This is a genomic window from Duganella sp. BJB476, assembly GCF_003416895.1.
GTDB lineage: Bacteria > Pseudomonadota > Gammaproteobacteria > Burkholderiales > Burkholderiaceae_D > Rugamonas.
This window is the reverse complement of record NZ_QVIO01000002.1, coordinates 737,165-756,042: the sequence shown is the minus strand read 5'-3', so window position 1 is coordinate 756,042 and position 18,878 is coordinate 737,165. Positions and strand designations below refer to the sequence as shown.

Here is an 18,878-nt window from a genome sequence, read left to right as displayed (position 1 = left end):
TCCGGCCTACGGCTGACGCACCTTTGATACACCTCATATCCTCTACAGTCGTCGCTGCTAACTTCTAGCACTGTCCTTGTCGACTTGCGGAGGTGTGCCATGCGCACACGCGCCTTGATGCACGGCTTTACACTGCTGGAAATCCTGATCGCCGTGCTGTTGCTGGCGGTTGGCATTGTCGGCGGCGTGGCGATGCAGTTGACGGCCCTGCGCATGCGGCATCAGGCCGCGTTGCTGTCGCAGGCGACTTATGTGGCGGCCGGCCTGGCCGAACGCATGCGCGCCAACGCCGCGCAAATGCACCTGGCCGATGGCGCCAATCCCTATCTGATGCTGGACTACGACGCGCTGGCCGAACCCGATCCGCCGGCGCCGTCGGCCCTGTGCTACGGCGGCGCGTGCGACAGCGCGCAGTTGGCCATGTTCGATCTGTACGAAGTGAAAGTGCAAGTCAGCCAGTATTTGCCTGCGGGCCGCATACAGGTCTGTCGCGATGGCAGCGTCAAGCCGGGATGGACTTGCGGTGGCGCTGCGGGCGCGCCGGTGGTGGTCAAGGTGGGATGGCGCGGCAAGAATCCCGACGGCACGCCGCACAAAGATGTCAGCGGTGAATTCGCGCCCGCCGTCGCCGTGGCTGTTGGAGCGACGCGATGAACGCGCGCGGATGGACTGTGATCGAGTTCGCCATCGCGGTGGCGTTGGGCTTGATCGTGACCTTGTTGGCCAGCGGCTTGCTGCTGTCGGCCGGCAGCAATTACCGCAATCACAGCGAGAGCTCCGGGCTCAATGACGGCGGCCGCCATGCGCTCGACATCATGGCGCGGGCGATACGGCAGGGCGCTTATGTCAATTGGGACAGCAAGGCCGCTCCGGTGGAACTGGACGCCGATGCACCGGCGTCCATTGCAGGATTGGACGCAAGCAGCATCAGCCGGGGTGGCGCGGATATCTCGGCGATGTTGCCGGCGGTGGCGCACGGCAGCGATGTGCTGGCCCTGCGCTTTTCCGGTTCGGGCGTGGGCGGCAATGGCGACGGTTCCAGCCTCAATTGCGCTGGCTTCGGCGTCGCCGTTCCCGACGCGGCCGATGCGCGCGGCTGGAGCATCTTCTATGTCGCGGACGACGGGGCGGGCGAGGCCGAACTGCGCTGCAAATACCGCGGCGCCTCCGGTTGGGGCGCGGACGCCATCGTGCGCGGCGTCGAATCCTTTCAAGTGCTGTATGGGCTCGATACCGATACGCCGGCCGACGGTATCCCTAATTCCTATGTCAATGCCAGCAATATCAATGCGATGGATGCCGCGCTGGTGTTGTCCGGCGCCACGCCCGGCGAGCGCTTGCGCGATTTCCATCGCAAGACTTTCTGGAAGCGCGTTTGCAGCGTCCGGGTGGCGCTGCTGCTGCACGGCGAGAGCAATACGCGCGCGGATAAGGCGAGCACGCGGTTCGATCTGTTCGGCCCCGCCTATTCCGATGCGCATGGCGACGATGAAGGTGTGCGCATCGCGGAGGCGACGTTGCCGCCGTCGCAGCGCAGGCGGGCGCGCCGGGTGGTCGGCATGACGGTGGCCTTGCGCAATCGGAGCGGCTAGGTCATGGCGGCGCAACGGCAGCGAGGCGTGGTTGTGTTGATGTGCCTGATGATGTTGATCCTGGCGATGCTGCTGGGCGTGTCGGCGGCGCAAATGAGCTTGCAGGGTGAAAAGGCGGCGCGTGGCGAGCGCGATCGGGATGTGGCGTTTCAGGCGGCGGAGGATGCCTTGGCGGATGCGGAGCGCGATATCCAGAGCGGCACGGCGGAGGCCAGCGCATGCGATCGGGCGCCCGTCTGGCAGCGGGTGGATTTGTCCGGGACTGAGGACGGCGGCGCCTGCACGCTGGGCTATGGCGACCATACCGGAGCGGCGATGCTGACGGCCGAAGGCGTGCTGCCGTTCAAGCGGCCGCGCTATGTGATCGAGCGCATGGAGTGCCATCAGCCGGGCGAGGATGCGTCGGCCGGCGGCGCGGTCGCTTATTGCTATCGCGTGACGGTGATTGGTTTCGGCGCCAGGCCAGGTACGGAGCTGGTCTTGCAAACGGTGTTCGTCAAGCCGGAGTGAGGAGGGGATATGCGCATTGCAAACAGTGCATCGCTGCCTGGGCATGGCCGGCGATGGTGGTGGGCGTGGCTGGTGATCGTCGCGCTGTTGATGTTGCTGCCGATGCTGGCGGGTGGTGTGCGCGCAGCGCCGCCGGTGTTCGATATCGCCAGTGAGCCGTTGACGGCAGCTTGCCGTACAGCCCCCGGCGCGCGGATCGCTGGCCCTGCGCTGTTGCTGGCGGCCCCGGCCGGTCCTGGGGCGCCTCCCGTCGCTGCGTCGCCAGCCTCGCCGGTAGGCGATCTGTTCAGCGCCACGCTGGACGCGAGCGATTGGGGCGGACATTTTGAACGCATCGCCTCGCCGGTTTCCGCAGCGGCGTTGTGGGATGCAAGCGCCATCCTAACCGGCGAACCGGGGCGCGCGCCGAAGCCGGAACCTGCTGCACGCAGGCTCTACACGGCCATCGTGCAGACGGATGGCAAGCTGGTTGGCATTCCCTTTGCGTGGCCCGCCTTGTCCTCAGCACAGCAAGCATTGCTCGATCAAGCGCCGCCGCCCCATGCGGCGGCCGCCGACGGGCTCGGCGAGCGTCGCCTGGCCTACCTGCGCGGCGACCGCAGCGATGAAGGTACACTGTTCCGTCGCCGCACCAGCGTGCTCGGCGATTCGATTAACAGCACCCCCGTGCTGGTTGGCCCGCCGTCGGGCGCTGCGCGGGACGCGGGCTATCTGGCTTTCCGCGAGCGCCACAAGGCCCGCCGTGCCACGATCTACCTTGGCGCCAACGACGGCATGCTGCACGCCTTCGACGCCAACACGGGCGGCGAACTTTACGCTTATTTTCCCAACGCCTTAATGCCGGTGTTGAACCGCTTGCCCAGCGTCGATTACGTGCACCGTGCCTATGTCGACGGCCCTTCGTTCAGCGCAGACGCTCTGATCGGCGCCAATTGGCGCACGGTCCTGGTCGCGGCCATGGGCGGTGGCGCGCAAGGCGTCTTCGCGCTGGACATCAGCGATCCCGCCGCGCTGGATGAAAACGCCGCACTCTGGGAATTCACCGACCGCGACGATCCGATGATGGGCAACGTCACCACGCTGCCGCAGCTTGCCAAGGTGCGTACCAGCCGTGGCGCCGACGTGCCCACTTATCGCTACTTCGCCATCGTTTCCAGCGGCCTGAACAACTACGCCCGCGATGGTCATGCCAGCGGCGCGGGCAAGGGCGCCTTATTCCTGCTGGCGTTGGACAAGCCGCGCGATGCGCCGTGGACGCTCAATGTGAATTACTTCCGCCTCGTAACTCCCATCTCCGACCCATCGCTGGCCAACGGCCTGAGCGCGCCCGCGTTGCTTGCCGATCGTGATGGGGCGTTGAGTTACGCCTATGCTGGCGACCTGCAAGGCAATTTGTGGCGCTTCGATTTCAACACCTGGCCGGGAGCGGCCGCCAAGGCGCTATTCGTCGCCCGAGATGCCGACGGCAAGCGGCAACCGATTGCGCAACAACCCATGTTGGCCTATGCCTCCGGCGGCGGCTACCTGATACTGTTTGGCACGGGCGCGATGTTTGATCGGGCCGGCCTGGCTGCGGGAAGCTTTAGCACGCAATCGTTCTACGCCATCCTCGACAGCCTGTCCGTGCCGATGGATGTCGTTGCCGGCCGGCGCCAGTTGACCGAACGCGTGCTGGATCCCTTGGCCTCTGACCTGCTCAGTATTAGCGGCGCGGAGATGGCGCCCGGCAGCAAAGGCTGGTACGTCGACTTCCTGCACGCGGCGCGCACGGGAGAGCGCAGCATCAACAGCGGCAAGCTGATGGGCGGCGAGGTCGTGTTCAACACGCTGCTGCCGGGCGCGGATAAATGCGATGCGTCGCGCGGCCGCACCTACGTGCTGGATGCGCTGAGCGGGCTACCGGGCGGCCACAGCACGGCAGCCGTCATGCCGTCCGCGCCGATCGTCGGCGTGCTGCAATCGACCTATGCGGCCGTGCCGTCGTTGGTGCAGCTGTCGACCAGCAGTAGCCCGCCGGATCCAACGGGGCGGATCGTGGCCGATAAAAACTATGCCGTGGTCAATGCGTCGGCGCGTGAGACCACCGTGGTGGGCAGCGTCAAAGTGCGCTCGCGGTCTGGCCGCCTCAGTTGGCGCGAGGTGGCCAATTGGCGCGAACTGCACGAGGCGATCAAATGATGCCCGCGCGCCGACAGGCTTTCAGCATGATCGAATTGCTGATCGTGCTGGTCATACTGGCCGTGCTTGCCGCGCAGGTGATGCCGGGTTTTCAGCAGCACGTGATCCGTGCGCGGCGCTCCGAGGCGCAGGCTGCGCTGCTGCAACTGATGCAGCAGGAAGAGCGGTTTTTCACGCAGGCCAATACCTACATCGCCTTCTCGTCCAGCATCACTGACCCGGAGGCGCGTCAGTTCAAATGGTGGAGCAGCAACGGCGCGCCGACCAGCGCCTACGAAATCGAAGGCAAGGCCTGTGACGGCGAGTTGATCTCGCAATGCGTGCAGTTGATCGCCACGCCGGGCACCGCGCTGGTCGATGCCAGCTTTCGCGACGACGATTGCCGGCAACTCAAGCTGACCAGCAGCGGCCTGCGCCTGGCGACCGGACCGTCCGTCCACTGCTGGCCTTGAAGGAAACACGATGCGAGGCCATCCCTCCAGCGCCGGCGTCAGCCTGATCGAATTATTGATCGTGCTGTTGTTGGCTACGATCTTGCTTGGCGTCGCCGTGCCGAACTACCGGGCCGCGCTGGAACGCCAGCAATTGCGCATCGCCGTCAATGACCTGGTGGCAGCCATTAACCTGACCCGTTCGCACGCCATCGCGCGCGGTGGCCAGGTCTTGCTGGCGCCGCTGGAGCCTGCCGGCGCCGCCTGGCGCCTGGGCTGGACGGTGTTTGTCGATGACAATGGCAACCGCCGCCCCGATCCTGGTGAGTTGCTGCTGCTCCGGCATGGCCCGATCGCTGAGGGCGTTACCATCGCCACGGTCTTTTCGTCGAGCGCGGCGACTCAGTATCTTGCTTATAATAGTGCTGGGCGTGCTTGCAGCGCCAGCAACAGCCTGGCCGCGCGCTGGGGCACGCTGTCGCTGACGCATGGCGACAATACGCGCAACATCAAAATCAATATGCTGGGCCGGGTGCGCGTATGCGATCCGGCGGTGGACGGAGCAAGCTGCACCAGTGCCATAGACTAAGGACAACGTGAACATCAACAACGATCTCGAAGGCATGACGCTGGCGCTGGAGTGGGCCGCCAAAGGGCTGTACACCACCTCGCCGAATCCGCACATCGGCTGCGTGATCGTGCGCGACGGACAAGTGATCGGCGCCGGCGTGACCCAGCAGGCCGGCAGCGACCATGCGGAAATCCAGGCGCTGAAGGATGCGCAGGCGCGCGGCCACGACGTGCGCGGCGCCACCGCCTACGTGACGCTGGAACCGTGCAACCACCACGGCCGCACGCCGCCCTGCTCGGACGCGCTGGTGCGCGCCGGCCTGGGCCGCGTGGTGGCGGCGATGGAGGATCCGAATCCGCTGGTGGCCGGGCAGGGCATGGCCAAGCTGGCCGCCGCCGGCATCGAGGTCAGCGTCGGCCTGCTGGCCGGGCAGGCCTACGAACTGAATATCGGCTTCTTCTCGCGCATGACGCGCGGCCTGCCGTGGGTGCGCATGAAGACCGCCGCCAGCCTGGACGGCATGACGGCGCTGCACAACGGCGTCAGCCAATGGATCACCGGGCCGGAAGCGCGCGCCGACGGCCACGCCTGGCGCGCCCGCGCCTGCGCCATCCTGACCGGCATCGGCACCGTCAAGGCCGACGATCCGCAGCTCAATGTGCGCGCGGTGGAAACGCCGCGCCAGCCGCGCCGCATCGTGGTGGACAGCAAGCTCGACATCGATCCGTCCGCCAAGGTCTTGCAGGGCGGCGGCACCTGGATCGCGGCGGCGGTGGCCGATCCTGAAAAGGAGACGGCGCTGCGCGCGGTGGGCGCGGAAATCATCCTGCTGCCCAACGCCTCCGGCAAGGTCGACCTGCCCGAGCTGATGCGCGAGCTGGGCCGGCGCCAGATCAACGAGCTGCACGTCGAAGCCGGCGGCAAGCTCAACGGGTCCATGATCCGCGAAGGTTGCGTGGACGAGCTGCTGGTCTACCTGGCGCCGACGCTGCTGGGCGATGCGCAGGGCATGTTCGCCTTGCCGGCGTTGACCGACCTGTCGCTCAAGCAGCATCTGAAATTTCACGAGGTTAAGCAGATCGGCGAAGATTTGCGTATCCTTGCACGATTCACTCATCATTAAGAGCATTCACATGTTTACTGGAATTGTCGCCGTTATCGGCAAAATCGAATCCGTCACGCCGCTGGAAGGCGGCTCGTTCGCGGGCGTGCGCCTGAACATCAACGCCGGCGGCCTGCCGCTGGCCGACGTCGCGCTGGGCGACTCGATCGCCATCAACGGCGCCTGCATGACCGTGGTGGAGAAGGACGACAGCAGCTTCCGCGTCGACGTCTCGCGCGAAAGCCTGAACTGCACCGTCGGCCTCGACACGCTGACTGAAGTGAACCTGGAAAAGGCGCTGACGCTCAACGAGCGCCTGGGCGGCCATCTGGTGTCCGGTCACGTGGACGGCCTGGGCGTGGTGCGCAAGTTCGAAGGCGTGGGCGAATCGTGGGAGCTGGTGATCGAAGCACCGCACGAGCTGGCCAAGTTCCTGGCCTTCAAAGGCTCGATCGTGGTCAACGGCGTATCGCTGACCGTCAACCGCGTGACCGATATCGGCACCGGCAAGGACCTGGTCTGCCAGTTCTCGATCAACCTGATCCCACACACCATCGCCATGACCACGCTCAAGCATCTGGTCGTGGGCAAGCAGGTCAACCTGGAGATCGACCTGATCGCCCGCTACGTCGAGCGCATGGTCTCGGTCGGCGCCGCCGGCAAGTAAGGCCTTGCAACGCCCGGCACGCCGGGCGTTGACAACGTCCCAAGCCTCGACTAGTATACCTACCAACTAGTCGGTAAATTAAATCTCATGAACATACACTCGGATTACAGCCAGCGTGCCGTGGTGCAGTCGCAAGACTTGCCCTGGGTGGACTCGCCCGCGCAGGGCATACAGCGCAAGATGCTGGAGCGCGACGGCGGCGAGGTGGCGCGCGCCACGTCCATCGTGCGCTACGCGCCGGGCAGCAGCTTCCCCAGCCATCTGCACGAGCTGGGCGAGGAGATCCTGGTGCTGGAGGGCGATTTCTTTGATGAGTCCGGCAGCTACGGCGCGGGTGCCTATCTCAAGAATCCGCCGGGGTCATCGCATGCGCCGGGCTCGGTCGGCGGCTGCACGCTGCTGGTCAAGCTGCGCCACATGGACCCGCAGGATACGCAGGCTGTGCGCATCGATACCGGCTCCACGGCGTGGCTGCCGGGCCTGGTGCCGGGCTTGTCGGTGATGCCCTTGTCCGAGTTCGGCGCCAGCCATACGGCGTTGGTGCGCTGGGCGCCCGGCACGCGCTTCAATCCGCACCGTCACTACGGCGGCGAAGAGATCTACGTGCTGGAAGGCGTGTTCGAAGACGAGTTCGGCCGCTATCCGGCCGGCACCTGGCTGCGTAGCCCGCACCTGAGCGCGCATCAGCCGTTCAGCCGTGAAGGCTGTATCATCCTCGTCAAAGTCGGACACCTGCCGATTGCCGATCACAAAGAAAGCCAGTAAATGAAGCATTTTTCCGAGATGTCCGAGTCCGCGCTGCGCGTGGTGGATGCTGCCGAAGGCCTGATCCAGGAACGCGGCTACAACGGCTTTTCCTACGATGACGTGGCCAAGCTGGTCGGCATCAAGAAACCCAGCATCCACCATCACTTCGCGACCAAGGGTGATCTGGCGACGACGGTGGCGCAGCGCTACACGCATCGCTTTCGCGAGCAGTTGCTGCGTATCGAGGTCCAGCACGCCAAGGCGGAGGACCGGTTGACGGCCTACGCAACGCTGTTCGAAAACACCTTCGCCGCCGAGCAGCGCCTGTGCGTCTGCGGCATGCTGGGAGCGGAGGCCAACTCGCTGCCGGAAGGCGTGGCGCACGAGGTGGGGCGTTTCTTCGAGGCCAACACCGATTGGCTGGCAATGGTGATCGCTGAAGGCCAGCGCGCGCAGCAGTTGCGTGTGCAGCCGGAAGCGCGTGCGCTGGCGGAGGCTGTCCTCGCCACGCTGGAAGGGGCGATGATCGTGGCCCGCTCGGTGCGCGGCGCGCGTGGCCCGGCCGGCGTGGCGCAAACTTTTTTATCGACGTTGCTGGCCTGACTGGGCGACGGCGTTCCGTGCCGGCGGCTGTCGGCATTTTTTTTAGCTGTAAAAACCTACCAACTAGTTGGTATACTTAGGGGGATCCATGAATACATTGAATGGCAGGAAGTTATTGGTAGTCGGCGGCACCAGTGGCATGGGGCTGGAGACGGCGCGCATGGCGCTGGAGCAGGGCGCGAGTGTGGTAATTGTCGGCCATCGCCCGGAGAAAACGGAGGCGGCGCGCGCCGCGCTGTCGGAATCGGGCACGGTTGCCGCGCTGGTTGCTGACCTAAGCAGCGCGCAAGGCTTGCAGCAACTGCTGGACGCCATCGACGACGGACACAAGGATATCGACCTGCTGGTGAATGCCGCCGGTGTGTTCTTCCCCAAGCCTTTCCTCGAGCATGGCGAGGCGGACTACGACCAGTACCAGGCGCTGAACAAGGCCTTCTTCTTCGTCACCCAGAAGGTGGCGGCCAATCTGGCGGCGGCTGGTCGCCCGGGCGCCATCGTCAACATCGGTTCGATGTGGGGCAAGCAGGCGATCGCGGCGACGCCGTCGTCCGCCTATTCGATGGCCAAGGCTGGCCTGCATGCGTTGACCCAGCACCTGGCGATGGAGCTGGCTTCGCGCCGGATACGCGTCAACGCCGTGTCGCCGGCGGTGGTGGAGACGCCGATCTATGAGGGGTTCATCCCCAAGGCCGAGGTGCATGGCGCGCTGCAGGGTTTCAATAGTTTCCATCCTATCGGCCGCGTCGGCACGTCGCGTGACGTCGCGGAAGCGATCATGTTCCTGCTGTCGGACAAGGCGTCGTGGGTCACCGGGGCGGTGTGGGATGTGGATGGCGGCGTCATGGCCGGCCGGGGATAGCTGGATTTGTGCTGGAATATTGACAATTAATCCAGAAGGCACCTTCTAAAGCCGGCCATTTGGCGGATAAAAGCGGGCTTTTGCGGTGGGGCGGGCGTAAATCCTTTAAAATAGCGCCCTGTTCTAGCTCCGCTACAAAGGATTAAAAATGTCAATTTCCAGCACCGAAGAAATCGTCGCCGAATTGCGCGCTGGCCGCATGGTGATCCTGGTCGATGAAGAAGACCGGGAAAACGAAGGCGACCTGGTGCTCGCGGCGGACTTTGTGACGCCTGAAGCCATTAATTTCATGGTCAAGCATGCGCGCGGCCTGGTCTGCCTGACCCTGACCGAAGAGCGCTGCGACCAGCTGAACCTGTCGATGATGTCGGCCCGTAACGGCACCGCCTTCGGCACCAATTTCACCGTCTCGATCGAAGCGGCCGAGGGCGTGACCACCGGCATCTCGGCGGCCGACCGCGCCAAGACCATCCAGGTCGCCGTCGCCAAGGACACGCAGCCGTCGGACATCGTCCAGCCCGGCCACATCTTCCCGCTGAAGGCGCAACCGGGCGGCGTGCTGATGCGCGCTGGCCATACCGAAGCCGGCTGCGACCTGACCGCCATGGCCGGCCTGACCCCGGCTTCCGTGATCTGCGAGATCATGAAGGACGACGGCACCATGGCGCGCCTGCCGGACCTGCTGGAATTCGCCAAGGAACACGGCCTGAAGATCGGCACCATCGCCGACCTGATCCACTACCGCAGCCGCAACGAGTCGCTGGTCGAGAAGATCGGCGAGCGTCCGCTCAAGACCGCCCAGGGCGACTTCCGCATGATCGCCTTCCGCGACAAGCCGAGCGGCTCGGCCCACCTGGCGCTGGTGCACGGCGATATCGAGAAGAGCAAGGAAACCCTGGTGCGCGTGCATCAGCCGGTATCCATCCTGGACATCCTGGAATCGGAAGCGACCACCCACTCGTGGAACCTGTCGTCGTCGCTGGCGGCGGTCAAGGCGTCCGAGCGCGGCGTGATCGTGCTGCTCAACTGCGAAGAAACGGCGGAGCAGTTCTTCGCCCAGTTCGACGCGCTGGGCAAGCCGGAAACCAAACCGAAAGGCCGCGCGGCCAGCATGGACCTGCGCAGCTACGGCATCGGCGCGCAAATCCTGCGCGAAGTCGGCGTCTGCAAGATGCAGCTGCTGGCCAGCCCGCGCAAGATGCCGTCGATGACGGGCTTCGATCTGGAAGTGACCGGCTACATGGCCAAACCTAACTAATTCAACCAACACACAAGAGGCACTCCATGACTGTAGGAAGCTACGAAACCAATTTGTCCGGCGACGGTCTGCGCATCGGCATCGTTCAAGCCCGTTTTAACGAAGATGTCTGCCACGGCCTGCTGGCGTCCTGCCTGGCGGAACTGAAGCACTTGGGCGTGGCCGACGAAGACGTGCTGCACGTGGCCGTGCCGGGCGCGCTGGAAGTGCCGCTGGTGCTGCAGAAGATGGCCGAGTCGCAGCAATTCGACGCGCTGATCGCGCTGGGCGCGGTGATCCGTGGCGAAACCTACCACTTCGAGCTGGTCTCGAACGAATCGGGCGCCGGCATCACCCGCATCGGCCTGGATTATGGTATTCCTATCGCTAACGCGATCCTGACCACCGAGAACGACGAGCAGGCCGAAGCCCGCATGGCCGTCAAGGGCGCCGATGCGGCGCGCGTGGCGGTGGAGATGGCCAATCTGACCATCGCGTTGGAAGAGCTGAGCCAGGACCAGGGCGACGACGAGTAAGAACAGGTAGGAAACGGCGCAGTGTGCCGGTATGCGCCGGCGCACTGAGCCGGATTTTGTAAGTATTTAAGAACAGGTATAACCATGACAGATAAAATTTTGCACGCCAACCCTAGCAAGAACCGTACGCCGCGCCACCGCGCGCGTGAGTTTGCGTTGCAGGGTTTGTATCAGTGGCTGCTGAACAATGAAGACGCATCCACCGTGGTCAACAACATCCGCGCCGCGCACGGCTTCGACAAGGCCGACGGCGACCACTTCACGGTGCTGCTGTACGGCGCGATCAAGGATTCGGTAGCGCTGCGCGAAAGCTTCGCGCCGCTGGTCGACCGCGGCGTGGGCGAGCTGTCGCCGATCGAGCACGCAGTGCTGCTGATCGGTGCGTTCGAACTGAAGAACAACCTGGAAATCCCGTACCGCGTCGTCATCAACGAAGCGGTCGAGCTGACCAAGTCCTTCGGCGGTATCGACGGCCACAAATACGTCAACGGCGTGCTGGACAAGCTGGCCGCCAAGGTTCGCCCGGACGAAGTCGCCGCCGACAAAAAACGCTAAGCAGCGTCTGGTACTGTCAGAAGCCACCCAAGGTATCTTGTGGTGGCTTTTTTTTATTTGGGTTTGACGGGGAGGGGACTGCGCCGCAGAATCCGTTGACTTAAAATCAATGTCGAGGGCGCATCATCGAACTGCATACCCTGAACCGGGCGCCGGCCTGGCGTCGCCGTGGCTGGCTGGCGCTGATCGCCGGCGCGCATTTGCTGGCGTTTATCGGCTGGCGCACGCCTGAGCGGCCTCTGGCGGCATCTGTGGGCCGCCATGAGGCCATCACGTACATCCTGGCGCCGCTGAAGCCGCCGGCGCCCAAGGCTGCGGCACAGCCCAAACCCATCCGCGAGCCGGCCGCACCGCGCATGACGCTGCTGCCGTCCGCGCCGGAGCCGATTCAGCAGCCGATTCAGCAACCGCAAGCCCCGCAAGCCATCACGCAGGCCACACCGCCGCCGGATCCGTTCGCGCAGCCGCCTGACAAGCCGGCCGAGGATCTGCTGCAGCGTTCGCTCAAAAGCGCCGCCGCAGCCGACCGGCAGTTGCGCAAGGAAGCCTGGAATCCACACGACAAAAAGATCGCCAACAACACGACCGCGCTGGCAGCCAAGCTGGGCGGCGCCTATGCCGGCGACAACGGCACCACGCTCGAGAATTTCACCACGCCCGATGGCCGGCTGATGACGCGCGTACGCTCGGGCGGCGGCAGTTATTGCGCGGTGATGGAGTCCAATGCGCTGACCGGTGGGCGCGATCCATTCCGGGACGGCGTTAAAACCAAGGTCGGCACCTGCCCGCGCTGATTGTCCAGGCGTAAAAAAGCCACCTCGCGAGGTGGCTTAATCGTTTTGAGGCTATGAAATCAGAGGCCGGCGATCTGGGTGCCGCTGACCGATTTCTCTGCCGTTGCCACTGGCGGGGTAGGCTTGGCAGGCGCCGCAGCCATGGTCGGGGTAAAGGTAGGCACCTTCTTGCCTGCGGAAACCTGCTTCAGCAGACGCATTTCGTTCATCACCTTCGAACCGTAGCCGTCGTCATGCTCGAACGCCGCAGCGCCGACATAGATCTTCAGGCCGGCTTCGATGGAGCCGCCGCGGGTCACGTAATCCTTCAGGATCAGCGAGCCGACACGGATGTTGGCCACTGGATTGAGCGCCGCTTGCAGGCCGCCCATTTCCTGGAACTTGTCATGATGAATTTTCGACATCACCTGCATCAGGCCTTGCGCGCCGACCGGGCTTTCCGCGAACGGATTGAGCCCCGATTCAATCGCCATCACCGACAGGATCAGCAGCGGATCGAGCTTGATCTCGCGCGCGGTCAGGTAGGCGGTCGATACCAGCATGTTGGCGGCGTCGCCGGCGATACGGTAACGCTTGGACAGCCAGGAGGTGACCCATTGCTGCTGCTTCTGCGTGCCCAGCAGGGCTCGTTCTTCGGCGGTCAGCGGTGCGGTGCTGGCGGCCGGGGTGGAAGCCGGGGTTTCCATCAGGGCCGACAGCGGCGGCGCCACGACGGCAACGGCTTCGATTTCCGGTTCGTGGTTCAGGCTGTTGCTCAATGCCTTGGCCAGGTCGGGACGGACAAACAGTACTGCCATCACTACTAAAGCGGTCACACCCAGAATGGTCAGAGTGTGCTGGGCGGTGGTCAACACGCCCTTTGCCGAAACGCGAGTCGTGGAAATCCACGCTGCTGGCTGGCGAGCCATGGTGCGGGCAAACTGCGTTGCACCGATAAAACGATTGTTCATAGAATTCCCCTGGAATGTCCGTAAAAGCGGGTCCCCGCCAGCGTCGAACGCAGCTAACCGGGTGCTAATGCCGTGCATCAGAAATATCATCGTCCGTCGCCGCTGGGAGCGCGCGTTGGACGCCGTCATTGCTTGCTAGAGCTGATGTTTCCCTGTGGTATTCGATCAGTCGCAATACAACTTCTTTCGGGGGTAAGGCAGACGCCTTTTGAAAACACTCCTTAAAATGTCATGTGGAGCCCCGACTCCGTGAATGAATAAGCAACACATTTATGTGGTCCGCGTTTCCGGGATATCCCGTGCTGAACCGTGTTCTCTTCAAGTAGGGCAAATTGTAGAAGCCGTTTTATATCAAGTCAATACTAACGCCAAGCGAAGCTATAACTTTTAAATCTTACTTTTTTGCTTGTATTGCGGCTAAAACCAATAAAATCAACTACTTGACCTGTCTTTTTAAACAGTATGCTGCGTTGTAAGAAAAAATTAAAAAACGATGAAATATTCTGATTTGCGAGATTTTATTTCTCAACTGCAACGGATGGGCGAACTTAAGCCCATTTTGGTGCCCGTTTCACCATATTTGGAGATGACCGAGGTCTGCGACCGCACTTTGCGGGCCGCCGGCCCGGCTTTGCTGTTCCAAAATCCGACCGGACACAGCATGCCGGTGCTGGGCAATCTGTTCGGCACCGAGCGCCGCGTGGCGCTGGGCATGGGCGCCGACAGCGTCAGCGAGCTGCGCAAGATCGGCCACGTGCTGGCGCGCCTGAAGGAGCCGGAACCGCCGAAGGGCTTCAAGGACCTGATGGGCATGGGCTCGCTGGTGAAGGCCGTGTGGGACATGGCGCCCAAGGAGTTGCGCGGCGCGCCGTGCCAGGAGATCGTGTGGGAGGGCGCCGATGTCGACCTGTCGAAATTGCCGATCCAGCATTGCTGGCCGGGCGATGTCGCGCCTTTGATTACCTGGGGCCTGGTGATTACCAAGGGTCCTAATAAGAAGCGCCAGAATCTCGGCATTTATCGTCAGCAGGTGTTGGGGCCGAACAAGGTCATCATGCGCTGGTTGGCGCACCGCGGCGGCGCGCTGGACTTCCGCGAGCACGCCATACAGAGCAAGGGTCAGCCCTATCCGATCTGCGTGGCGCTGGGCGCCGATCCCGCCACTATATTAGGCGCGGTGACGCCGGTGCCGGACAGCCTGTCCGAATACCAGTTCGCCGGCCTGCTGCGTGGCAGCCGCACCGAGCTGGTCAAGGCCATCGGCAGCGAGCTGCGCGTGCCGGCGTCGGCGGAGATTGTGCTGGAAGGCCATATCTATCCTGACGAAAACCATCCGAGCGGCTACGAGCATGCGCTGGAAGGCCCGTACGGCGACCACACCGGCTACTATAACGAGCAGGACTCGTTCCCGGTGTTCACCATCGACCGCATCACGATGCGCCGCGATCCTATCTACCACTCCACCTATACCGGCAAGCCGCCCGACGAGCCGGCCATCCTGGGCCTGGCGCTGAACGAGGTGTTCGTGCCGCTGCTGCAAAAGCAGTTTTCGGAGATCACCGATTTCCACTTGCCGGCCGAGGGCTGCAGCTACCGCATGGCGGTGGTGCAGATCAAGAAGCAGTACGCCGGCCACGCCAAGCGCGTGATGTTCGGCGTGTGGAGCTTCCTGCGCCAGTTCATGTACACCAAGTTCATCGTGGTGGTGGACGAGGACGTGAACATCCGCGACTGGAACGAAGTGATCTGGGCCATCACGACCCGCGTCGATCCGACCCGTGACACCACGCTGGTCGATAACACGCCGATCGATTACCTGGACTTCGCCTCGCCGGTGAGTGGCCTGGGCAGCAAGATGGGCATCGACGCCACCAACAAGTGGCCGGGCGAAACTACGCGCGAGTGGGGCACCACGATCAGCATGACGCCCGAAGTGAAGGCACGGGTGGATCAGATTTGGCAGGAGTTGGGGCTGTAGGTTATAATTGATCCCGGCGGGCCCCTGCGCATTGTGGCATGGCTAACCTGGTCAGGTCGGGAACGAAGCAGCCACGGCTATTAACCATAAGTGCCGCAGATCAGGCTCGCCTCCTTCGGGATATTAAAAAAGCTGCCATTGGCAGCTTTTTTTATTGGTCCACTCAGTTATTCGTCATCCAGCGCCGCTTCCAGCGGCCGTTCCGACGCCACCATCAGCGGGTTCTCCTTCAGCAGCGCGGCGTCAGGCTTGAGCTTGATCAGGTTCTTCGCATCCGTGTTGTAGGCCGTGGCGCCCACCTTCAGCTGCGCCGGCTTGCTGAACTTGAACACCACCGTCTTAACGTTCGGCACGAACATGCTCATGGCCCCTGCGACCTTCTTGATGCCGGCGTTCATCTGGCCGATGCTGCCCATGACTTGCGCGTAGTTCCACTGCGTACCCTCCGGCAGCAGCGCCAGCACTTCCAGCGCGACCGCCGATTTTTCTTCTTTCGGCAGGCTGGTCATGATCTTGGTGTCGTCGGTCATCCACTTGGGATTCGGTACCAGGGCCATGCGGAAGTCGGTCGACAGCGGCGGCAGCTGTTGACGTTCGCTGCCATGGACCACCGTCAGCACGACATCGGATGGCTTGTAGTTCTTGTTTTTGGGCTTGATGGCCAGGAAAACGCTGAGCTTGTCGCGCTCCGCTGCGGGCAGGGCGTAGAAACGGTCGATGCGCGTATCCTCCACCAGCTTCTTATATGGCACCCATTCGCGTTCGTCGGCGTGGGCGGCGAGGGACAGCAACAGCAACGGCAGCAGGGCGAGTTTTTTCATATATTTTCATGTTAAAAGAAAAACACATTGTAGGGGAGCCCGCCCCGATTACCAAATCCGGCCACGCCTTGTTACAATTGCCGTTTTGGCGACCCTGCGCCGCATCTTATTAGCTGAGCAGGATAGGCCCTTTGCACCCGCTATCTACGGTAAAATCCCAGCATGTCCTATCAAGTCCTCGCCCGTAAATACCGCCCCAAGAATTTCGAAACGCTCGTCGGCCAGGAGCACGTCGTGCGCGCGCTCACGCATGCCTTGCACAGCGGTCGCCTGCACCACGCCTATCTGTTCACCGGAACGCGCGGGGTCGGCAAGACCACCTTGTCGCGCATCCTGGCCAAATCGCTCAATTGCATCGGCCCGGACGGCACCGGCGGCATCACGCCGACCCCGTGTGGCGTGTGCGAAGCGTGCACCGCGATCGATGCCGGCCGCTTTGTCGACTATATCGAGATGGATGCGGCGTCCAATCGCGGCGTCGACGAGATGGCGCAGCTGCTGGAGCAGGCGGTCTACGCGCCGAGCAATGCGCGCTTCAAGGTCTATATGATCGATGAGGTGCACATGCTGACCAACCACGCCTTCAACTCGATGCTGAAGACGCTGGAGGAGCCGCCGGAGCACGTCAAGTTCATCCTGGCCACCACCGATCCGCAGAAGATTCCGGTGACGGTGCTGTCGCGCTGCCTGCAGTTCAATCTGAAGCAGATGCCGCCAGGTCATATCATCGGCCATCTGGATAATATCCTGGGGCAGGAGGGCATCACCTTTGAGGCGCCGGCCCTGCGTCTGTTGGCAGCCGGTGCGCACGGTTCGATGCGCGATGCGCTGTCGCTGACCGATCAGGCGATCGCCTACGCCGCCGGCGCGGTGACGCTGGATGCGGTGCAGGGCATGCTGGGTGCGCTGGACCAGTCTTACCTGATCCGCCTGCTCGATGCGCTGGCCGCGCAGGATGGCGCGGATCTGCTGGCCGTGGCCGACGAGATGGCCACGCGCAGCCTGTCGTACAACGGCGCTTTGCAGGACCTGGGCACCTTGCTGCACCGGATCGCGCTGGCGCAGACGGTGCCGGCCGCCTTGCCGGAAGATTTGCCGGAGTACGCCGATATCGTGCGCCTGGCCGCCGCCTTCGATGCGGAAGAGGTGCAGCTGTATTATCAGATCGCCGTCCACGGACGCAATGAATTGGGCCTGGCGCCGGACGAATATGCGGGCTTCTCGATGACCTTGCTGCGCATGCTGGCCTTTCGGCCCGGCGTAGGCGGGGCTGAAGGACAACCGGCTGCGGCGCCGGCGATGTCGCGTCCGGCGGCGGTGGCTGCGGCACGCGCCGCAGCGGCGCCGCCTGCACGCGCGGCTGCGCACATGCAGGCCAGCCATGCCAGTGTGACGCCGGCTGCGGTGGTCGCCGGTGCTGCGGCCGCGATGGCGCGCGCCGAGGCGCCTGCTGCTGCGGCGTTTGCGGCTCCGGCCGCGCAGACCCCGTCTGCCAATGCGATGTCTTCTGCACCGATTGCACCACCAGCACCGGCGCCGGTTGTCGCGCCTGTCGCTGCGCCGGCCGCGAATGTGGCCCCCGCGCCTGCGCCGGTTGCTGCCGCGCCAGCGGCACCAACGGCACCAGCTGGGCCTATGAGTCCAGCGCGTGCGGCCATCAACGCCGCCCTCGAAGCAGCCCGTGCGGCCTCCAAGCCGGGTGGGCGCTCGTCGTCGGCAGGCGCTGCGCCGGCTGCGACCGCCCCAGCACCTGCTGCCGAGCCATCGCCGGCGCCATCGTTTGGCGCAGCACCGAGTGCAGCGCCATCCGCGCCACCGCAATCGCAGGCGCCGAGCGCTGCGTACACGCCGCCTGCCGCGCCGGTTGCGGTCGCGCCGTCGCGTCCCGCTCCTTGGGAAGACATGCCTCCGGAAACGACCATGGGCGGCGATGCGCAAGCGGCTGTGCTGGAAGCGCCGGTACGCCAGGTGGCGCCGCAGCAGGTCGCGCCGCAAGCCGCGCCCGCTGCCAAGCCTGCCCAGCAGCAGGCAGACGAAGAGGATGACCTACCACCCTGGGTCACTGAATTTTCCGACGATAGCGCGGTAGCACAGTCCGCGCCGGCCCAGGCCTACGCGCCTTCGCAGCCGCCATCGTATAGCCCGTCGCACAGCCCATCGCAGGCGGCGTCGCACACGTCGTCGCAGGCGCCATCGCACCACCAGGCGCCGCCGCCGTTGGCCTACGCCGACGAAGCGCAAGCCGTCGTCATGCCGGCCCGCGCCGCGCCTGCGCCGGCCAAGGCGCCGCACGCCTACGTCATCACACCGGTGCCGGAACTGAACTGGGACGGCAACTGGCCGGCCGTGGCCGCCGCCTTGCCGTTGCGCGGCGTGGCCCAGCAGCTGGCCATGCAGGCCGAACTCATCGAATGCCGCATGGACGGCAACGCCGTGGTCTTCAACGTCCGCGTGCCGATCGAAACCTGGCGCACGCCCGGCAACGTCGAGAAGCTCACGGTCGCATTGACCGAGCGCTTCGGTCGTCCGGTGCGCGTGGATACCGAACTGGGCGCCGTCTGGTACACCGCCAGCGCCGAAGCGCAGGCGCACCGCGAAGCCTGCCAGCGCGCCGCCGAGGATACCGTCGCCAATGATTCCTTTGTGAACAGCATGATCCGCGAGTTCGACGCCTGGGTCGTGCCCGGTTCCATCACGCCGCCGCCCGCCGCCTTGGCGTCCGCAGCGGCCAACTGATCACATCTTTC

Annotated in this window: 19 protein-coding genes and 1 other RNA gene; 18 read left to right on the top strand and 2 right to left on the bottom strand. The window is 64.1% G+C overall.

Annotation, left to right across the window (positions count from 1 at the left end; all coding sequences use genetic code 11):
• Window positions 1-99 precede the first annotated feature (99 nt).
• The 15 genes from pilV to D0T21_RS12910 all read left to right on the top strand — a co-directional run bounded on the left by pilV (window position 100) and on the right by D0T21_RS12910 (window position 12,382).
• Complete coding sequence (gene pilV / locus D0T21_RS12980) at window positions 100-654, top strand: type IV pilus modification protein PilV (RefSeq protein ID WP_229211460.1); 555 nt, start codon at window positions 100-102, stop codon at window positions 652-654.
• On the top strand, window positions 651-1,592 hold the full coding sequence (locus D0T21_RS12975) for a PilW family protein (protein ID WP_116989452.1): 942 nt from the start codon (window positions 651-653) through the stop codon (window positions 1,590-1,592). Before pilV ends, D0T21_RS12975 begins: the two co-directional genes overlap by 4 nt.
• Window positions 1,593-1,595: 3 nt before the next feature.
• Entirely contained in the window at window positions 1,596-2,102 is a 507-nt protein-coding gene (locus tag D0T21_RS12970; protein WP_116989453.1) for a PilX N-terminal domain-containing pilus assembly protein, read from the top strand.
• A 9-nt stretch (window positions 2,103-2,111) separates the two neighbouring features.
• Window positions 2,112-4,280, top strand: a complete 2,169-nt coding sequence (locus D0T21_RS12965) for a pilus assembly protein (RefSeq protein ID WP_116989454.1) — start codon at window positions 2,112-2,114, stop codon at window positions 4,278-4,280.
• Window positions 4,277-4,732, top strand: coding sequence for a type IV pilin protein (locus tag D0T21_RS12960; RefSeq protein WP_199538439.1), 456 nt, complete (start codon window positions 4,277-4,279; stop codon window positions 4,730-4,732). Before D0T21_RS12965 ends, D0T21_RS12960 begins: the two co-directional genes overlap by 4 nt.
• Before the next feature lie 10 nt (window positions 4,733-4,742).
• Window positions 4,743-5,300 (top strand): GspH/FimT family pseudopilin, encoded by a 558-nt coding sequence (locus D0T21_RS12955; protein WP_116989455.1) that lies wholly within the window; start codon window positions 4,743-4,745, stop codon window positions 5,298-5,300.
• Window positions 5,301-5,307: 7 nt separating this feature from the next.
• Window positions 5,308-6,405, top strand: coding sequence for a bifunctional diaminohydroxyphosphoribosylaminopyrimidine deaminase/5-amino-6-(5-phosphoribosylamino)uracil reductase RibD (gene ribD / locus D0T21_RS12950; protein WP_116989456.1), 1,098 nt, complete (start codon window positions 5,308-5,310; stop codon window positions 6,403-6,405).
• A gap of 10 nt (window positions 6,406-6,415) precedes the next feature.
• Complete coding sequence (locus D0T21_RS12945; RefSeq protein ID WP_116989457.1) at window positions 6,416-7,051, top strand: riboflavin synthase; 636 nt, start codon at window positions 6,416-6,418, stop codon at window positions 7,049-7,051.
• 87 nt (window positions 7,052-7,138) lie between these two features.
• Window positions 7,139-7,816, top strand: a complete 678-nt coding sequence (locus D0T21_RS12940; RefSeq protein WP_116989458.1) for a cupin domain-containing protein — start codon at window positions 7,139-7,141, stop codon at window positions 7,814-7,816.
• A complete protein-coding gene (locus D0T21_RS12935; RefSeq protein WP_116989459.1) occupies window positions 7,817-8,401 on the top strand; it encodes a TetR/AcrR family transcriptional regulator in 585 nt (194 codons plus the stop codon). It begins immediately after the preceding gene.
• Between the two features lie 88 nt (window positions 8,402-8,489).
• A complete protein-coding gene (locus D0T21_RS12930; protein WP_116989460.1) occupies window positions 8,490-9,260 on the top strand; it encodes an SDR family NAD(P)-dependent oxidoreductase in 771 nt (256 codons plus the stop codon).
• A 148-nt stretch (window positions 9,261-9,408) separates the two neighbouring features.
• The gene (gene ribBA / locus D0T21_RS12925) at window positions 9,409-10,518 is read left to right on the top strand and encodes a bifunctional 3,4-dihydroxy-2-butanone-4-phosphate synthase/GTP cyclohydrolase II (RefSeq protein ID WP_116989461.1); all 1,110 of its coding nucleotides are present in this window, start codon (window positions 9,409-9,411) and stop codon (window positions 10,516-10,518) included.
• Window positions 10,519-10,544: 26 nt separating this feature from the next.
• The gene (gene ribH, locus D0T21_RS12920) at window positions 10,545-11,033 is read left to right on the top strand and encodes a 6,7-dimethyl-8-ribityllumazine synthase (protein WP_116989462.1); all 489 of its coding nucleotides are present in this window, start codon (window positions 10,545-10,547) and stop codon (window positions 11,031-11,033) included.
• Window positions 11,034-11,117: 84 nt separating this feature from the next.
• Window positions 11,118-11,588, top strand: coding sequence for a transcription antitermination factor NusB (gene nusB, locus D0T21_RS12915; RefSeq protein WP_116989463.1), 471 nt, complete (start codon window positions 11,118-11,120; stop codon window positions 11,586-11,588).
• Window positions 11,589-11,788: 200 nt separating this feature from the next.
• Entirely contained in the window at window positions 11,789-12,382 is a 594-nt protein-coding gene (locus D0T21_RS12910) for a hypothetical protein (protein WP_116989464.1), read from the top strand.
• Between the two features lie 59 nt (window positions 12,383-12,441).
• Here the strand turns inward: D0T21_RS12910 and D0T21_RS12905 are convergent, their stop codons facing one another.
• Complete coding sequence (locus tag D0T21_RS12905; RefSeq protein WP_229211457.1) at window positions 12,442-13,332, bottom strand: lytic transglycosylase domain-containing protein; 891 nt, start codon at window positions 13,330-13,332, stop codon at window positions 12,442-12,444.
• 493 nt (window positions 13,333-13,825) lie between these two features.
• Between D0T21_RS12905 and ubiD the strand changes: the two genes are divergently transcribed.
• Together ubiD and ffs are read left to right on the top strand one after the other, a co-directional pair.
• Entirely contained in the window at window positions 13,826-15,310 is a 1,485-nt protein-coding gene (gene ubiD / locus D0T21_RS12900) for a 4-hydroxy-3-polyprenylbenzoate decarboxylase (RefSeq protein WP_116989465.1), read from the top strand.
• A gap of 15 nt (window positions 15,311-15,325) precedes the next feature.
• Window positions 15,326-15,424: signal recognition particle sRNA small type (gene ffs, locus D0T21_RS12895), an RNA gene on the top strand.
• Between the two features lie 53 nt (window positions 15,425-15,477).
• Here ffs and D0T21_RS12890 read toward each other — a convergent pair.
• Window positions 15,478-16,131 (bottom strand): DUF2987 domain-containing protein, encoded by a 654-nt coding sequence (locus tag D0T21_RS12890; protein WP_116989466.1) that lies wholly within the window; start codon window positions 16,129-16,131, stop codon window positions 15,478-15,480.
• A gap of 162 nt (window positions 16,132-16,293) precedes the next feature.
• Here D0T21_RS12890 and dnaX point away from each other — a divergent pair, with 162 nt between their 5' ends.
• The gene (gene dnaX / locus D0T21_RS12885) at window positions 16,294-18,867 is read left to right on the top strand and encodes a DNA polymerase III subunit gamma/tau (protein ID WP_116989467.1); all 2,574 of its coding nucleotides are present in this window, start codon (window positions 16,294-16,296) and stop codon (window positions 18,865-18,867) included.
• Window positions 18,868-18,878 lie beyond the last annotated feature (11 nt).

Bases quoted from the DNA above. Each gene is read 5' to 3' on its own strand.
- D0T21_RS12955 (WP_116989455.1), top strand. From the start codon at position 4,743: ATGCGAGGCCATCCCTCCAGCGCCGGCGTCAGCCTGATCGAATTATTG.
- D0T21_RS12965 (WP_116989454.1), top strand. From the start codon at position 2,112: ATGCGCATTGCAAACAGTGCATCGCTGCCTGGGCATGGCCGGCGATGG.
- D0T21_RS12890 (WP_116989466.1), bottom strand. From the start codon at position 16,131: ATGAAAAAACTCGCCCTGCTGCCGTTGCTGTTGCTGTCCCTCGCCGCC.
- D0T21_RS12970 (WP_116989453.1), top strand. From the start codon at position 1,596: ATGGCGGCGCAACGGCAGCGAGGCGTGGTTGTGTTGATGTGCCTGATG.
- D0T21_RS12930 (WP_116989460.1), top strand. From the start codon at position 8,490: ATGAATACATTGAATGGCAGGAAGTTATTGGTAGTCGGCGGCACCAGT.
- D0T21_RS12960 (WP_199538439.1), top strand. From the start codon at position 4,277: ATGATGCCCGCGCGCCGACAGGCTTTCAGCATGATCGAATTGCTGATC.
- nusB (WP_116989463.1), top strand. From the start codon at position 11,118: ATGACAGATAAAATTTTGCACGCCAACCCTAGCAAGAACCGTACGCCG.
- D0T21_RS12940 (WP_116989458.1), top strand. From the start codon at position 7,139: ATGAACATACACTCGGATTACAGCCAGCGTGCCGTGGTGCAGTCGCAA.
- dnaX (WP_116989467.1), top strand. From the start codon at position 16,294: ATGTCCTATCAAGTCCTCGCCCGTAAATACCGCCCCAAGAATTTCGAA.
- D0T21_RS12905 (WP_229211457.1), bottom strand. From the start codon at position 13,332: ATGAACAATCGTTTTATCGGTGCAACGCAGTTTGCCCGCACCATGGCT.
- ribH (WP_116989462.1), top strand. From the start codon at position 10,545: ATGACTGTAGGAAGCTACGAAACCAATTTGTCCGGCGACGGTCTGCGC.
- D0T21_RS12945 (WP_116989457.1), top strand. From the start codon at position 6,416: ATGTTTACTGGAATTGTCGCCGTTATCGGCAAAATCGAATCCGTCACG.
- D0T21_RS12935 (WP_116989459.1), top strand. From the start codon at position 7,817: ATGAAGCATTTTTCCGAGATGTCCGAGTCCGCGCTGCGCGTGGTGGAT.
- ubiD (WP_116989465.1), top strand. From the start codon at position 13,826: ATGAAATATTCTGATTTGCGAGATTTTATTTCTCAACTGCAACGGATG.
- ribBA (WP_116989461.1), top strand. From the start codon at position 9,409: ATGTCAATTTCCAGCACCGAAGAAATCGTCGCCGAATTGCGCGCTGGC.
- D0T21_RS12975 (WP_116989452.1), top strand. From the start codon at position 651: ATGAACGCGCGCGGATGGACTGTGATCGAGTTCGCCATCGCGGTGGCG.
- pilV (WP_229211460.1), top strand. From the start codon at position 100: ATGCGCACACGCGCCTTGATGCACGGCTTTACACTGCTGGAAATCCTG.